Origin of the sequence: Paucidesulfovibrio longus DSM 6739, from assembly GCF_000420485.1 — a bacterium.
Taxonomy (GTDB): Bacteria; Desulfobacterota; Desulfovibrionia; order Desulfovibrionales; family Desulfovibrionaceae; genus Paucidesulfovibrio; species Paucidesulfovibrio longus.
In genome coordinates this window covers 60,799-75,910 of sequence record NZ_ATVA01000003.1, presented here as the reverse complement: position 1 = coordinate 75,910, position 15,112 = coordinate 60,799, and the positions used below count along the sequence as shown (strand labels likewise).

Here is a 15,112-nt window from a genome sequence, read left to right as displayed (position 1 = left end):
AGTGTTCCCCGCGTGCGCGGGGATGAACCGGGGACGTGTGAGGGATGCGGCGAGACCAAGACGTGTTCCCCGCGTGCGCGGGGATGAACCGCTGCACAAGGTCTTCGTGGCCAGGATGGCGTCGTGTTCCCCGCGTGCGCGGGGATGAACCGGCGCAATAGGCAATGCCGTCCTGCTAGCGCATGTGTTCCCCGCGTGCGCGGGGATGAACCTGAGCCGCGCGAGCGGACTACTGTGCGTGCTGCGTGTTCCCCGCGTGCGCGGGGATGAAGTCGCCAGCGTTCTCAATAAAGCGAAGATCAAAAGCATTCGCCCGATTCATGGGTGGATGAATCTTTGGAGTAGCAGGATGAGCTTGAGAATTTTTGGATCCGTTTGGTACCATAAGCCCTTTCATCCATGATGGCTTGCCTGCGGCCCCAGCCATTTCAGCATGCTTTCAGTGCCATTCGTGGTATTTTGACATGCTGAGATCTCGCAGGTGAGCGAATTCTCGGCTTAATCGTTATGATCTGTCACGCTGAAGGCTAAAAGGGTAATCATGGATTGCGTGTACGTGATGTATCCGCTTTTCCCACGACGCCATGCAAAATCAAAGACATTCCGCGTTTTATGCACATAATGCGACAGGGCGCTTTGAATGTCTTTGCGGCGAATAAGTCATTTTTTATCAGTTGGTTATGGTGTGTCTCGGATTGGCTGCTTCCAAGCATGGCATTCAAGAGGTCGTGGGTTCGATTCCCTCCAGCTCCACCAGAGAATAGTAAAGGCTTGGAAGGTTTTCCTTCCAAGCCTTTTTTCGTGCGGCGAGAAAGTAAAATTAGCTGTTATATCAATGCTGAATGGTTGCTACTCTCGGCGCTGGTGCGCCATGCCCTGCCTTTTTGGACACCATTACGGATTACAGGTACTCTTCTGAGGGTGATTCGGAAGCGATCGGGAAGTGTCAGGCCCATCGGCGTGAGGCTGCCTCGCGTGATCTGTTTTGACGGAAGAAGCTGCAACGTTGGAGGGATTGCTGATGAAGTATGAGGGCTCATGCCTGTGCGGCAAGGTGGCTTTTGAGATAGAAGGGGACTTTGAAAGTTTTTATCTTTGCCACTGTGAGCGATGCCGGAAGGATACCGGTTCTGCCCATGCCGCCAACCTGTTTTCTTCCACAGCCGAATTGAGATGGTTGTCCGGCGAGGACAACGTGCGGACGTTTGATTTCAACTCGACAGGGCATATCAAAAGCTTCTGCATTGATTGCGGCTCGGCTCTTCCGAATATCCAGATGGAAGGGAAGCTGCTTGTCGTCCCTGCGGGAAGTCTCGACAGCGACGTTCCGATCAAGCCGGACGGTCACATTTTTTACGCACGAAAGGCCAATTGGGATTCCGGGCTGAATGATGTCCCCGTTTTCGACGGGCTTCCCGAAGAGGGCGAATAGCCGGGGCATCAAGGCTGACCCTGGACCGCATGCAGACAGGAGAAGCGGTCGGGCTGGCGAACCGCTTCGTCGCGGAAATACGTTTCAAAAGGGCGGTCCATCGTGTTCAAGGAGAAGAAATGGTCCCTGACAGGGGCATCCGGCGCGGAATATCATTTCGACATCCTCCCCAAAAGCCAAGAATTGCCGCAATCGCCGGGTGTTTTCATCCTGGCGTACACCCACCCGCGCGGGCATGTGGCGGGGTGGGCCGTGAATCCTCTGCTCGTAAGCCATGCCGACAACATGCGCCGAGCCCTTGCCAGCGAGGCGGAACTGAGCCGTGACCGGAAGTTCTTATGGAACAGCAACCTTGTGCTGTTGGAATCCGACGCTTCGGCCAGGGAGACGTGCGTGCGCGACCTGCACATTCAGGAGTCGAAGCAGGCCTGACCTGCTGACCCTTTCGAGCAAAGCCGAGGTGGATCGTGCCCCTGAAAAAGCCGCCGAAGCATGGAGCTTCGGCGGCTTTTCGTTTTGGGGGCGTCTCGCTGCTAGTGTCCGGCCAGGAGACTGTTGCGCATTTTCCTGTAATGCTCGCCGCAGATGATCAATTCGACCACCGCCGGGAGCGCCTTGCTGTTGGTCAGAAGCGTCCTGGCGAGCAGCCCCCAGTACATGGGGCTTGAGAGCGAGAATATTCCGATCCTGAACATGCTTTTCAGAAATGCCTTGGCGTCGCACAGGGTCATGTGCGCTTTCACCGTGGGGCTGTAGTTGTTGAGGAACGTGTGGATGCGGCGGTAATATTTTCTCCTGGAATAAATGTCTGTTATGATGCTGCGATATCCGGAGAGGAGCGTTTGGGCGGGCATCCTTGGGATGAAGTTCAGTTCTCCGTCCGTGTTCGCCCCCTTGGTCGTTTCGAGCAGTCGGTGCTCGGATTGCAGACGGTCCCAGAGACGGGTCTGGGGCAGGGCGTTGAGCAGGCCGACCATGGCGGTCACGATTCCGGTCTTCTGGATGAACTTGATCTGATTGTCGAAGATGCTCTCGGTGTCGCTGTCGAATCCCACGATGAAGCCCGCCATGACCTGAAGTCCCTGCCGCTGGATGGTCCGGACGGCGCGGGCCATGTCGCGGCCGGCATTCTGGAATTTGCCGCACTCCCGCAGCCCTTCCATGGATGGCGTCTCGATGCCCAGGAAAACCTTGTGGAAATTGGCTTCGCTCATGAGCCCCATCAATTCGGCGTCATCCGACAGATTGATGCTCGCTTCGGTCATGAACTGGAACGGGTGGCCGTGGTCCTGCTGCCAGGACACAAGCTGGGGGAGCATCCGCTTCACTACGGTGGAATTGCATATGAAGTTGTCGTGCACGATGGGCCAGGTCCGCGAGAAACGGCGGCAGGGTGACCTCCGCCTCGTTCAGGACGAAATGGTCCATTTCGGGAAAATCCTCGAACCGGGCGTTGAACAGCGGACCGCCCGCCACCACGGTTTTGCCCATGTCCTTGCAGCGGGCGGCGACTTCGCGCACCGAATCGAGCTGAATGATCATGGCGCTGATGAAGACCATGTCGGCGTCCCGGATATGCCGATCGAGAAGCGGGGTCGTGTTCATGTCTACAAGTGTGATGTTCCAGTCTTTTGGAAGCATGGCAGCCACTGTCATAAGCCCAAGTGGCGGGAATGCTGCTTTTTTAAATATGTACATAAGAACGCTTGTGAAACTCCAAAAAGTATCAGGACACTTTGGATATACGAGTAGGGCGTTCATAATATCTCCATTAGCACCAGTATGTTGCGATGCCGCATCAAGGCGACGCAGACGAATATCGCAAAAAAACGTGCTTTTATTATCACTGTAGCACATTCAAAGCGAAGAGCAACATGAAAAATGCATTGCGCGCCGCGTCGCAGAGCGTTTCTTCGGTGCCCTGGCAGGCGTCCTTGACAATCAATGATGCTGTATGCAACCTAATAATATAAGTATTTGAAAAAAGAAAAATGGATCAGGGAATGTCCTTTGTATCTGAGCAGAAAGCAGGGGGAAAAGAATAACATGAAATACGGGAAGGAGGTGTCGAGCTTCGAGATGCTGCCTCGCGAAAGCGCGGTGCTTATCTACGGCGCGGGCGGCGCGGGCTTGCGCCTCCTGGAGCGTCTGACCTCGGTCAGGCCGGATTTGAATGTGCTCTGCTTCGTCGACAGCGAAAAGAACGGCGGCAGCGTCGCGGGAAAGCCCCTTCGCAACGTGGCCGACCTGGGGCCGGAGGAGTTGAATGCCACCATCCTTGTCGCCTCAATCTATTATCGGCAGATTGCCCTTGAATTGCAGCGCCGCAATATCCAGCGCTACTACATCTTCTTCGAATATGGAAACGCGGGCAAAACCAAGGAACTGCGGCTTCCACTGGCGGAGTTGCATCTGGATGCGCGCCTTGAGGTGGTCGACGAGCCTCCCCTGGATGCGCTGGACGAGACGTGGCTGACCGTCTTCAATCTTCCGGTGGGAAAGACCCCGGATGAGTATTCGGACCTCGCGCCGGGCGGCGTGGCCTTGTCCGGGTGCGGCCTGGCTTTGTCCTGTCTGGACGATCGCGGATTCGAAAGTGTCCGGCGGGAGCTGGAAAGGAGAGGGTACAGGCATGTCCTGATCCTGGACATCGAAGGTGATTCCGACCACTTGCGTGGACTGATCGGATTCATCCGCGCTCGGGCGGACGTGGGGCGTGTGGTGCTGCACAGGGGGCCGGGAAGGGTCAAGAGTGTCATCGTCGCTGAAAGCGTACGACTTCTCTACTTTCCCATACCCAAGTGCGGCTCCACGAGTATCGGGTTCATGCTGCGTTCCCAGCTGGAAAAGGGCTTCGCGTTCAACACCTCACCCCATAGAGGGAGAAGCGGCGGCGCCCTGCTCTGCTATGCGGATGTTTCCGATCCACGGTATGAAGGCTTCGTTTCCTTTGCCGTGGTCCGCAGTCCGTATGCCCGGCTGGCTTCGCTTTACAACAGCAGAATGAAAAGGGGCCCGGAATCCTATGTCTTTCCGTCGGTGCGGGCGCGGTTCGGCGGCTGCACGTTTGCCGATTTCTGCCGTTACGTCGCTTCCTGCCCGGATGCCGTTTCCGAGCATCATTTCAAGTCCCAGTCTTCGTTCCTGAGCATGCCGGGCGGGGGGCTTTGCACGAACCGCCTCGTGCATCTGGAGAATCTGAGTTCGGAAATCGGCCCGCTCTTTGCCGAGGCCGGGATAGCATCGAAGATGCAACACCGGAATCGTTCGAACAGGAAGGCCGGTGATTATCTTGCACGGTATTACGACAGGCAGCTCATTGATCTGGTCAACGAGCGCTACGAGCAGGATTTTGTGCAGCTTGGCTATCCTTTTCGATAGGTTCCTGCGCGGTGTTTTCTGCCGCAGGACGCTGCTAGCTCCGAACCTCGGCTGCGGCTGACCGGCTTCTTCTTATTGATATCATGAAAAAATTGATTCATTGAGGGGCATCGAGTATGCTTGCGGCACTATTATGACAAAACCGCCTGACCTTTCTCTCGTTCTCCCGGCGCGCGAACAGTACATTCCCGTCGCTGTCTCGGCTGCGCTGGCCTTTGCCGAGGATCTGGGTTTCGGAGGCCAGGCCGCCCACATCAGCCTGGCCATGGAGGAGGCCATGGGACATGCGCTCGCGTATGGCTACGGGGGCCCGGAAGATACGATCGAGGTGCGTATCGCATCCACGTCTTTTGGAATCCGCATACAGGCCCGCTTCCGGGGCCTGCCGCTGCAATTCGACAAGCTGCCGCAATACGACCCGAAGCGGGTGGCCGCGCATGCGGACGACACGGGCATCGGTCCTCTCCTCATCGAAAAGATGATGGACAAGTCCGCGTTTTCCATCCAGCCGGGCGGCATGCGTCTCGTTTCCATGGAAAAGGAACTGCCTGCCGAGCTGGCGGAGAAAGCCCCGTTGCCCCGGACCGAGGAGAGCTGCGGACCCATCGAGTACGTGCTTCGGTTCGCGGAAGTCGGCGACGCCGAGGATATTTCCCGGCTGGCCTTTCAGTCGCATGGCGCGGTTCTTTTCCACGAGCACATCTATTATCCCGTGCGCGTAGCGGAAATGCTGCGGTCAGGGGAAATGAGGTCGGTTGTGGCCGAGGCTCCGCAGGACGGAGGCGTCGTCGGCCACGGTGCTCTGGTGCGGCGCTGCCCCGGCGCCCAGGTGGAGGAATTGACGTTCGGCATTGTGTCGCCGCGTTGCAGGCGTACGGGGTGCGCGACCGGACTGGCCGAAATGCTGGAGGAGGACGCGCGCCAACGGGGGTTGTACGCGATCATCGTCTTTGCCGTGACAAACCACCCGCATTCGCAAAAGGCGGTTCATACCCAAGGATTCCGGGAATGCGGCATGATTCTCGACACCAGTCCCGCCTCGCAGTCCTGGGGACGGAGCGGGGCGGACGATCGGCGCATCGGCAACGTGGTGCTTCTGAAATACCTGAAAGGCGGGCCGGACATCTTGTTTCACGCGCCCGACCGCCATCGGAGCATGATCGAAAAGATATATGCGAATCTGGGCGTCTCGGCGCGTTTCGCCTCCGGCCCGGAAAGCGCGCCGCCGACGGGAGAAACCGACATCTGGACAATGATGGAGATGAACGAAGGCTGGTCCATCATCGGCGTGAACCAATACGGGGCCGATACGTTCATGCGGGTCGCGGAGGCCTTGAACCACGCCAAAGCGCAAGGCGCAGCATCCATACAGCTGTATCTGCCTTTGGGGGAGCCGGCCACGCGGACGATGACGGCACGCTTCGAGACGTTGGGATTCTTCTTTGTCGGAGTGGGGCCGGACGATGAAGGAAATGAAGGGCTCCTGCTGCAATACGTCAATTCCAGCCACTCGGACTACGATCTCGTTCATGTTCACTCCGGCTTCGGCCAGGAGCTGAAGGAGTACGTTCGCGCCTGCGATCCCCGCGTGCCCGGGGCGTCCTAGGGAGGACCGGGCCGTCTTGGGCCCGGCCTGGATTCAACGCTGACGTCGTTGCGAAACGCGCGGCAGGTTGTCGGCTCGGCTCGGCTCGGCTCGGCGCGGCGCGGCTCGGAGCGGGACGGAAGGATAAGCAGGCCAAGCTCCTCTGCACCCGCTTTCGGGCGAAGCACACCTCTCCTCTTCGCCTCTCGACTTGACCTTCGCCGCGCGATGCCGCAAAGGTAAAGTATGAAGAACTCTTCGCACAACGGGCTGCGCGAGCCCATCGATCTGCTGCTCACGCCCTTTCAGCGGTTTGCCCGGCTGGAAGCGGGGGGCGGCATTCTGCTGCTGGTCGCGGCCCTGGCGGCCATGTTCTGGGCCAACTCGTCCTGGTCCGACACCTATTTCAAAATCTGGCAGACCCCGCTGGGCGTGGGCCTGGGCGATTGGTCCCTGACCAAGCCCTTGTCGCTCTGGATCAATGACGGGCTCATGGCCGTGTTCTTTTTCGTGGTCGGCCTGGAGATCAAGCGGGAGATGCTCGTGGGCGAGTTCGCGGACCCGCGCAACGCGCTTTTGCCCATTGCCGCGGCAATTGGCGGCATGGCCGTGCCCGCGCTGTTCTACCTGCTGCTGAACCCTTCGGGCGAGGCTGCCGCGGGCTGGGGCGTGCCCATGGCCACGGACATCGCCTTTGCCCTGGCCGTTGTCGCCCTGCTCGGCAAGCGGGTGCCGCAGCAGCTCAAAGTCGTGCTCACCGCCGTGGCCATCGTGGACGACATCGGCGCGATTATGGTCATCGCCCTGTTTTACACGGCCGCCATCGACTGGACCATGCTCCTGGTCGGGCTGGGCATGCTCGCGGTCATGTTCGGCATGAACCGGGCCGGGCTCCGCCATCCGTTGCCGTATGTCTTGGTGGGGGCGCTGGTCTGGTTCGGTCTGCTCAAATCCGGGGTGCACGCCACCGTGGCAGGCGTGCTCACGGCCTTCGCCATTCCGGCGCGGCCGCGCCTGGACTGCGTCGCGTTCACGAACTCCGCCCGCGCGCAGCTCGAAAGGTTTTCCGCAGCCCGGCCGGGAGATTGCACCCGGGAGCTGACCCGGGAACAGCAGCACGCCCTGGGCGACCTGCAAAGCATCATCCACGACGCGCACCAGCCCCTGCTGGAACTGGAGCACGCCCTGCATCCCTGGGTTTCGTTCCTGATCCTGCCGATTTTCGCCCTGGCCAACGCCGGAGTGCCGCTGGGCGGGGACGTTTCCGGCGCGCTGCTCCATCCTGTCAGCCTCGGCATCGTTCTCGGACTCGTGGCGGGCAAACCCCTGGGGGTGCTGGCAGCCTCCTGGATCGTGCTGGTCCTCGGACTGGCGCGGCCTCCCGAAGGCGTTGGCCTCGCGCATCTCGCGGGCGCGGGCTGCCTGGCGGGCATCGGGTTCACCATGTCCATTTTCGTGGCCGGGCTGGCTTTTGCCGACGGCTCGACCCTGGAAGGGGTCTCCAAGTTCGGGGTGCTGTCCGCGTCCGCCATATCGGGACTGATCGGCTGGTCCTGGCTGCGTTTCGTTGCTTCCCGGCGCAAGTGAGTCTCCAGGCCTGCCGGACCCTGCGCCCGCGCCGCATGAGCCTGCGAGCGCCTGGCTGCGTCGAGGCCGTCAGCGGACGGGCGCAGGGGCCGAACCAGGGAGGGATGCCGGGCCGACCGGCTTCAGCGCTCCCGGTTCTTCAGCGCCTTGCCCGCGTTCCAAGGCTTGCCGATGATTTCGCCCAGCGACCAATACAGGATGCGCGTGAAGTCGAAAAGGATCGGATCGACCTTTTTCAGGTCCGGCTTGCCTTCGGTCAGGCATTTTTCGTCGATCCAGGTTTCCGCAACCTCGCCGATGAAGATTTCGTGCTCGCCCGCCATGACGGTCTGGGCGAGACGGCATTCGATGGAGATGGGGCAGTCCGCGATCATGGGCGCATGCGCCAGCTTGCCGTTCTGGACCGGAAATATCCCGCTCTTGTCCGTGTTCTTGCCGCTGACGATGCCCACGTAGTCCGTTTCCGCGAGCATGGCCCGGGACGGGATGTTGATGCTGAATTCCCCGTGCGCGCGGATGCCCGCGCTGGTGTGGTGGGAGGGGTGCACGCCGATGGACAGGTATTGCGGGAACTCGCCCATGGCGTGGTTCATGATGCCCACGTGGGCGATGGTCATCCAGTTCGGCCTGCCGTCCACCTCGGCTCCGACGATGGTGGTCAGGGAAGGGTAGAGGGCGCACTTGCCGCCGATGGCTTGCCTGTTCATGATGTTCTCCTTGATTTGTGTGTGCATACAAATTTCATGGCTTAGCAGCCCGGATATACGGGCGATTCAGCGGATCGCCCAGCCCAGCGGGTCGCCCAGCCCATCCGGACACGGAGCCGAGCCGGGCGCGTCCGGCTGCATCAATCGCGCTCTTCCAGCGCCCGGCAGGCTTCGGCAGTCAGCCTGGTCAGCTCGCGGCCCGGAGACTCGCCAAGCACCTCGCTGTATTCCCGGTGCAGGGCCTGCCATGCCTTGCGGATCTCCGGGATCAACGCTTCCCCTTCTCCCGTGGCCGTGAGCAGGACGTTTCGGCCTTCTCCGGTCCTGGCCAGGAGCCCCCTTCGGACAAGGCCCTCCACGAAGCGGGAGACCGTGGACGGAGCCAGGTGCAGTTCCTCGGCCAGTTCTTTCTGGGAAATGCCGGGCCGCTCCACGGCGAGCATGAGCAGGAAGGCATATGAAGGGGTCATGCCCACCGGGGCGAACTTCTGCTCGCCCAGCCTGGTGATGGTCCGGGCCAGGGCATTGGCCGTGAAAAAGAGGCAGCAGTCCAGAAGCCGGGTGGCCGTGCAGGAAGGGGAGGATTCTGGGGAGGCGTCGTCGGTGGTCATGGTCGTTCCTCTCTATTGTTTGTACATGCAAATACTAGGTGAGGGAGGAAGTGTCAACACTGACGGAGCAGCTGCGGCCTGGAAGCGTTCTGGACGGGCGGCAAGCGAGCCGCAGGCCGGACGGCTGGATCTGCCGCTGGCTGGATGACAAGAACTTCCGCAGGTCGGATAGCAAGAGCTGCCGGAGGCCGTTTGGCAGAGTTGCCGTAGGCTGGATGACAAAAACTTCCGCAGTGCGGGCGGCTGGAGCTGTCGCAGGTCGGATGACAAGAGCTTTCGCAGTGCGGGCGGCTGGAGCTGCCGGAGGCCGGACGGCTGGATCTGCCGCAATCCGGGCGGCGCGGCGCGGACAAAAGCGTCCGGACAGGGGATGGATTGCGCTTTTCCTGCGCGGCTTGGCCCGTGCGCCTCGGATTTTGCTTGCGCGGTTGCCGGGCATATCCTACATGCCTTGTACCAAAAGCCCCGTCCGGGGCCAGAGGCTGTGTTACCGAACACGAGGTGCTTTTGATGCGCAGCCGTATTTCCAAGAAAAACAAGAAGAATCGTTCTTCCGCTTCCATGCGTCCGGCGCAGGGCGCGGCCTTGGCCTGCGCTGTTCCCGATGTTTCGCAGGAAGAGCTGCACGAGGCCTTTGCCCGCCGCGTGACCGAGGACCGCCTGGCGGCCGTTTCGGCCGCTCTGGAGGAGGCGCCCAGCGTGGCCTCGCTCTGCCGCGTGGTGGAGGAGTCCTACGGACTTTTCGACGAACTGCTCGCGGACATGGATCTCGAGCCTCCCCTGGCCTGCGCGCGCGGGTGCAGCCATTGCTGCTACAATCAGATATCCCTGACGCCGCCCGAAGCGATCTACCTGGGGCTTTTCGTGCTGGAGAAGTATCGCGGCGCAGCCTTGGAACAGGTTCACGAGCGGTTGCAGACCATATTGGACCTGATCCGGGGCAAATCGCGCACCGAGATCGGGACCATACGACATCTGCTGCCCTGCCCTTTTCTGGAGGACGGAGCCTGCGCCGTGCATTCCGCGCGTCCCCTGGTCTGCCGGGGCTGGAACTCGGTCAACGCGGAGCATTGCCGCCGCGCCAACGACTACCAGGATCCCCTGACCATGATCGAAAACCATGCGCTGCCGCGCCTGCTGGCCGAAGCCATTCAGCTCGGCCTGCTCCACGGCTCCCGCGTCCACGGCCTGGAAGCGGGCTTTCTGGTCATCACCAGGGCGGTGCGGCTCATGCTCGATCACGGCGTGGGCGAGTGCGCCGCGGACTGGTTGCAGGGGCGTCCGTTCTTCGGGCGCGGAACGTCCTGGTAGCGGGCGCCTCCCGCAGCCGGGTTCCGCGGGCCGGGCTTCGTCAGATCTGGGCGCAGCGGAAGCAGTTCCGTCCCTGGTTCTTGGCCAGATAGAGAGCCTTGTCCGCCTCGGCCAGCATGGCTTCCAGGCTTCCTTCAACGCTGGGCCGGGTGGAGCAGAGGCCCAGGCTCACGGTCAGCTTGTCCGCCACGGGCGAGGCCGCGTGAGTTATGTCCAGGGCCTTTACGGCTTCCAGGATTTCCCCGGCGCAGTGCAGGGCCTCCTCGGCGTCCGCATAGGGCAGGATGGCCGCGAATTCCTCGCCGCCGTAGCGGGCCACGAAATCGCCGGCCCGGCGCAGCGCCTTCTGGATCGCCTTGGCTACGGCCCGCAGGGTTTCGTCCCCTTCGCCGTGCCCGTAGGTGTCGTTGAAGAGCTTGAAATGGTCGATGTCCAGCAGGATCAGGGAAAGGTGCTGGCTGGAGCGCAGCGCGCGCTGCCATTCCTTTTCGGCCACCTCGTCGAAGCGGCGGCGGTTGGGAATCTCGGTCAGCGCGTCGATGAAGGCGTATTCCTCCAGGAGTTCCTGCTTGCGCTTGAGGTTCAGGTGCACGCCCACGCGCGCCTTGACCATGGGCGGGTGGAAAGGCTTGGTGATGTAGTCCACCGCGCCCAGGGCGAAGCCCCTTGTCTCGTCCATGACCTCGGAAACCGCAGTGACGAACATCACGGGAATGCTGCGCGTCTGCTCGTGCTCCTTGAGCTTGTTGCAGAGTTCGTAGCCGTCCATGCCGGGCATGAGGATGTCCGTGAGGATGATGTCCGGCGGCTGGGACGAGAAGGCGATCTTCAAGGCCCGCTCGCCGTTCGTGGCCGCGGCGATCTTGTATTCGTCGCGGAAGAGGTCCATGAGCAGCTCGATGTTCTGCTTGTTGTCGTCCACGATGAGAATTTTTTGGCGCGTATCCTGGTTGCTCATGGGCGTATCCTCATCCGGCCAGCACGGCGCGGATGGCTTTGACGGTCTCAAGGGCTTCGTCGATTTCAAAGTTGTCGATCTGTTCCAGCAGGTTGTCGCGGAGTTCCGCGCCCGCTGCCGCACCCAGGGAGGCGCTCAGCCGCTCCAGCGCGTTGCGGGCCTCGTCCAGGTCGTCGTCCAGCAGGGGCTCGATTTTCTCCAGCTCGGCGAGCAGCGAATCCCTATCCACGTCCACGGCCGCGTCCGCGCCGCCCGGAGCGGGGACGGTGTCGAGGGCGGCCTCGCGCAGTCCGGAGAGAACCTGCTCCAGGGATTCGGTGAAATCATCCCATAACTGCGAATCCGTTTCCAGCGCATGGGACTTCAGCGCGGTTTCGACTTCGGCGGCCAGGGCCGAGAGGTTGGCCGCGCCGATGTTTCCGGCCACGCCCTTGATGGAATGGGCCAGGAGCCGGGCTTCGTCCGCATCGCTCCGGGCGAGCAGGGCGCGCATTCGGTCCTGCGTTCCGCTGAAGTCCCGCAGGAAGGTGCGCAGCAGCTTGCGGTAGAGCGCCACGTTGTTGTTGGCGCGGAAGAGGCCGTCCTGCAGGGCGATGCCTGGCAGGGCGTCGGGCAGGGAAGGGACGCAGGTCGCGTCTGCCTGTTCCGGGTCGCAAGGCGGTTCCGCCGGGGTCCGGTCCTTCTCCTCGACCCAGTTGGCCAGGGCGGTGAACAGTTGGCGCGGGTCGATGGGCTTGGTCACGTAATCGTTCATGCCCGCTTCCAGGCAGCGTTCCCGGTCGCCCTTGAGGGCATGGGCGGTCATGGCGATGATCGGAAGCTTCGCGAGGCGGGGATCCCGGCGCAGCCGCCGGGTGGCCTCCAGTCCGTCCAGCTCCGGCATCTGGATGTCCATGAGCACCACGTCGGGCAGGGGGCCTGCGTCGGGCGCGAGCGCCTCCAGCGCGCGCAGTCCGTTCTCCGCGATGCGCACCCGCATCCGCGCGGTCCGCAGCCATTCCCCGGCCACTTCCCGGTTGATCTCGTTGTCCTCGACCAGCAGAACGTCGGCCCCGGCCAGATGCTCGGCGGGTTTCAGCTCGTCCGCCTGGATCGGCTGACCTCCGGAGACGGTATAGGCGTTGCGGCCGAACAGCTCCATGATCGTGTCGAAGAGGAAGGACTGGTTCACGGGCTTGTGCAGGAACGCGTCCAGGAAGGATTTTTCCGCCTGCTGGATGAGGTCTTCCCGTCCGTAGGCCGAGACCATGCAGACGATGGGGGTCTTGTCCAGCTTGAGGTCGCGCTTGATGCGCTTGGCCGTTTCCAGGCCGTTGAGCTCGGGCATCTTCCAGTCCAGGAGAACCAGATCGTAGGGCGGATCGGCCGCGGCCATCATTTCCAGGCCTTTCTGGCCGGAATCCGCGGTGTGGGCCTCCATGTGGAAGGAATTGACCGCCGCGGCGAGGATGCCGCGCGCCGTGCTGTTGTCGTCCACGATGAGCACGCGCAGCCCGCGCAGATCCTTGGGGGGCAGGTGCTTGATCTCGTTTTCGCTGGGCTGGGTGCGGAACACGGCGGTGAACACGAAGCTGGAGCCCGTGCCCTCGCCCCGGCTCTCCGCGCGGATCGAGCCGCCCATGAGCCTTGTGATCTGCTTGCAGATGCTCAGCCCCAGGCCGGTGCCGCCGAACTTGCGGGTGGTGGAGCTGTCCGCCTGGGTGAAGGAGTCGAAGATGGTGTCCAGTCGGTCCGGGGCGATGCCGATGCCCGTGTCGCGCACGGCGAATTCCAGGGCGGCGAGCGACTCGCCGGAGGCGTCCGCCGGAAGCTCGGCCGGCCGCACCTCCACGAGCACCTCGCCCTGCTTCGTGAACTTCAGGGCGTTGCCCGTGAGGTTGATGAGCACCTGGCCGAGCCGCACGGGATCGCCCACCAGGGCGCAGGGCGTGCCCTCGGCAATGGACACGAGCAGCTCCACGTCGTGTTCGTGGGCCTTGTGGGAGAACATTTCCGAGATGTTGGCCATGACCTCGTAAAGGGAGAAGCGGACCTCCTCCAGTTCCAGGCGTCCGGCCTCGATCTTGGAAAAGTCGAGAATGTCGTTGATGACCGAGAGCAGGGTTTGCGACGAGCTTTTGATCTTGCGGAAATAGTCCATCTGCCGGGGCGTGCCCTCGGTGCGCATGAGCAGGTCGGTAAGGCCCATGACCGCGTTCAGCGGGGTGCGGATCTCGTGGCTCATGTTGGCCAGAAATTCGCTCTTGGCCTGGGAGGCGGCCTCGGCGGCCCGGCGTTCCTGCTCTGCCCGCTCGCGCTCCATGCGCGCGGAGATGTCCTGGACCATGCCTTCGATGATGGTTTCCCCGGTGCGGGAGCGGGCGTAGTGCGCGCTGTCCTCGACCCAGAATTCCACGCCGTCCCGGCGGCGCAGCTTGAGCCGCATGCCCTCGACCCTGCCTTCTTCCCGCAGCTTCAGCAGGAAGTTCCTGCGGTCCTCGGCGTTGACGTAGACCCGTTCGCCGAGGCTCCGGATCTCGGACGTGAATTCGTCCAGCGTTTCGAATCCGAGCATGCGGACCAAGGCCGTGTTGGCCGTGATCAGGCGGCCGTCCATGGTGGACTGGTAGATGCCCTCGGAGGCGTTTTCGAAGATGTTGCGGTACTGCTCCACCATGTCGCTCAGCTCGCGGCGGCCCTGGGCGAGCTTCTCGGCCATCTGGTTCAGGCTTTCGGCCAGGATGCCCACCTCGTCGTTGGAATCGACCTGGACGCGGGTATCCAGGTCGCCCTGGCCGATGCGCTCCGCGCCTTCCTTGATGGCGATGATGGGCTGGCCGATGCGTTTGCCGAGGTAGGCCCCGGCAAAGAGGATCAGGGGCAGGGTCAGGCCGAAGATGGCCAGGGCGCGGTTCAGCAGCTGGGCCTTGTAGAGGGCGACGGTTTCGGCGGAGATGTCCACGCCGAGCACGCCGAGGCGTTTGCCGTCCGCGTCGTAAAAGGGGGCGTAGCCCGAAAGCCAGGAACCCCACTCGTCGGTGTAGAATGCGTTCTCCACCAGGGGCTCGTTCAGGCCCGCGAAGCGCTCGCGCAGCAGCGGGCTGGCGTCGTCGTAGGGCTGGAACAGGGGAATGGCGTCGTCCGGGTCGGATTCTCCGTCCACAACGAAACGGATGGTGCCGTCGGGCAGCTGGTCCAGCGTGTAGATGTATTTCACGTCCGAGGCGGCGTCGCGGACTTTTTGCAGGCTGCTGCGAACGGCCAGGAATTCCGGTGAGCCGTCCTGGTCCGGGGAGTGCAGCTTCTGGTAGTCCTCCACGTCCACCACGGACACGGCCACGCCGACCACGTCGCGCAGGCGGTGGCGGATGTCGTTCATGACCTGCCGGGAGGCGGCCTCGTAGAAAGCGAAGGTGGTCAGCGCGCTGATGGCCGCCGCAAAGAGGAAGAAGGCAAGGGTGAGCTTGTGGGAGATGCGCAGCCTGGGCCGCGTTCCGGTGGCGGTATGCGTGTTCATGGCTGTCCTGCGGCTTGCGCTGTTGAGTGGGCGATCACGTGGCC

General features: G+C 62.2%; 12 protein-coding genes. 6 read left to right on the top strand and 6 right to left on the bottom strand.

From position 1 onward, the window contains the following. Positions 1-1,021: 1,021 nt before the first annotated feature. Positions 1,022-1,432, top strand: coding sequence for a GFA family protein (locus G452_RS0101290; RefSeq protein ID WP_027188915.1), 411 nt, complete (start codon positions 1,022-1,024; stop codon positions 1,430-1,432). A 102-nt stretch (positions 1,433-1,534) separates the two neighbouring features. Beyond that, complete coding sequence (locus tag G452_RS0101285; protein WP_022660454.1) at positions 1,535-1,864, top strand: hypothetical protein; 330 nt, start codon at positions 1,535-1,537, stop codon at positions 1,862-1,864. A 101-nt stretch (positions 1,865-1,965) separates the two neighbouring features. Here the strand turns inward: G452_RS0101285 and G452_RS21790 are convergent, their stop codons facing one another. Continuing rightward, on the bottom strand, positions 1,966-2,736 hold the full coding sequence (locus G452_RS21790; RefSeq protein ID WP_235619575.1) for a B12-binding domain-containing radical SAM protein: 771 nt from the start codon (positions 2,734-2,736) through the stop codon (positions 1,966-1,968). Continuing rightward, complete coding sequence (locus G452_RS21785; RefSeq protein WP_235619574.1) at positions 2,666-3,193, bottom strand: cobalamin B12-binding domain-containing protein; 528 nt, start codon at positions 3,191-3,193, stop codon at positions 2,666-2,668. Before G452_RS21785 ends, G452_RS21790 begins: the two co-directional genes overlap by 71 nt. Before the next feature lie 285 nt (positions 3,194-3,478). Here G452_RS21785 and G452_RS0101275 point away from each other — a divergent pair, with 285 nt between their 5' ends. The 3 genes from G452_RS0101275 (at position 3,479) to nhaA (ending at position 7,985) form a co-directional block, all read left to right on the top strand. After that, entirely contained in the window at positions 3,479-4,813 is a 1,335-nt protein-coding gene (locus tag G452_RS0101275; protein WP_155887469.1) for a sulfotransferase family 2 domain-containing protein, read from the top strand. Positions 4,814-4,946: 133 nt separating this feature from the next. Continuing rightward, the gene (locus tag G452_RS0101270) at positions 4,947-6,419 is read left to right on the top strand and encodes a GNAT family N-acetyltransferase (RefSeq protein ID WP_022660452.1); all 1,473 of its coding nucleotides are present in this window, start codon (positions 4,947-4,949) and stop codon (positions 6,417-6,419) included. A 225-nt stretch (positions 6,420-6,644) separates the two neighbouring features. Then, positions 6,645-7,985 (top strand): Na+/H+ antiporter NhaA, encoded by a 1,341-nt coding sequence (nhaA, locus tag G452_RS0101265; RefSeq protein ID WP_022660451.1) that lies wholly within the window; start codon positions 6,645-6,647, stop codon positions 7,983-7,985. Positions 7,986-8,107: 122 nt separating this feature from the next. On the opposite strand, the gene G452_RS0101260 is transcribed toward nhaA, so the two are convergent. Continuing rightward, entirely contained in the window at positions 8,108-8,692 is a 585-nt protein-coding gene (locus tag G452_RS0101260) for a flavin reductase family protein (RefSeq protein WP_022660450.1), read from the bottom strand. A 140-nt stretch (positions 8,693-8,832) separates the two neighbouring features. Continuing rightward, entirely contained in the window at positions 8,833-9,303 is a 471-nt protein-coding gene (locus G452_RS0101255; protein WP_022660449.1) for a MarR family winged helix-turn-helix transcriptional regulator, read from the bottom strand. Positions 9,304-9,813: 510 nt separating this feature from the next. Between G452_RS0101255 and G452_RS17565 the strand changes: the two genes are divergently transcribed. Continuing rightward, on the top strand, positions 9,814-10,614 hold the full coding sequence (locus G452_RS17565) for a YkgJ family cysteine cluster protein (RefSeq protein ID WP_022660448.1): 801 nt from the start codon (positions 9,814-9,816) through the stop codon (positions 10,612-10,614). Between the two features lie 40 nt (positions 10,615-10,654). Here the strand turns inward: G452_RS17565 and G452_RS0101245 are convergent, their stop codons facing one another. After that, on the bottom strand, positions 10,655-11,572 hold the full coding sequence (locus G452_RS0101245; protein WP_022660447.1) for a GGDEF domain-containing response regulator: 918 nt from the start codon (positions 11,570-11,572) through the stop codon (positions 10,655-10,657). 10 nt (positions 11,573-11,582) lie between these two features. Then, on the bottom strand, positions 11,583-15,068 hold the full coding sequence (locus tag G452_RS0101240) for a response regulator (protein ID WP_022660446.1): 3,486 nt from the start codon (positions 15,066-15,068) through the stop codon (positions 11,583-11,585). Between the last annotated feature and the right edge of the window lie 44 nt (positions 15,069-15,112).

Excerpts from the sequence above, each read along its gene's own strand:
- G452_RS0101290 (WP_027188915.1), top strand. The coding sequence starts at position 1,022 with ATGAAGTATGAGGGCTCATGCCTGTGCGGCAAGGTGGCTTTTGAGATA.
- G452_RS0101240 (WP_022660446.1), bottom strand. The coding sequence starts at position 15,068 with ATGAACACGCATACCGCCACCGGAACGCGGCCCAGGCTGCGCATCTCC.
- G452_RS0101275 (WP_155887469.1), top strand. The coding sequence starts at position 3,479 with ATGAAATACGGGAAGGAGGTGTCGAGCTTCGAGATGCTGCCTCGCGAA.
- G452_RS0101260 (WP_022660450.1), bottom strand. The coding sequence starts at position 8,692 with ATGAACAGGCAAGCCATCGGCGGCAAGTGCGCCCTCTACCCTTCCCTG.
- G452_RS17565 (WP_022660448.1), top strand. The coding sequence starts at position 9,814 with ATGCGCAGCCGTATTTCCAAGAAAAACAAGAAGAATCGTTCTTCCGCT.
- G452_RS0101255 (WP_022660449.1), bottom strand. The coding sequence starts at position 9,303 with ATGACCACCGACGACGCCTCCCCAGAATCCTCCCCTTCCTGCACGGCC.
- nhaA (WP_022660451.1), top strand. The coding sequence starts at position 6,645 with ATGAAGAACTCTTCGCACAACGGGCTGCGCGAGCCCATCGATCTGCTG.
- G452_RS0101245 (WP_022660447.1), bottom strand. The coding sequence starts at position 11,572 with ATGAGCAACCAGGATACGCGCCAAAAAATTCTCATCGTGGACGACAAC.
- G452_RS21785 (WP_235619574.1), bottom strand. The coding sequence starts at position 3,193 with ATGAACGCCCTACTCGTATATCCAAAGTGTCCTGATACTTTTTGGAGT.
- G452_RS0101270 (WP_022660452.1), top strand. The coding sequence starts at position 4,947 with ATGACAAAACCGCCTGACCTTTCTCTCGTTCTCCCGGCGCGCGAACAG.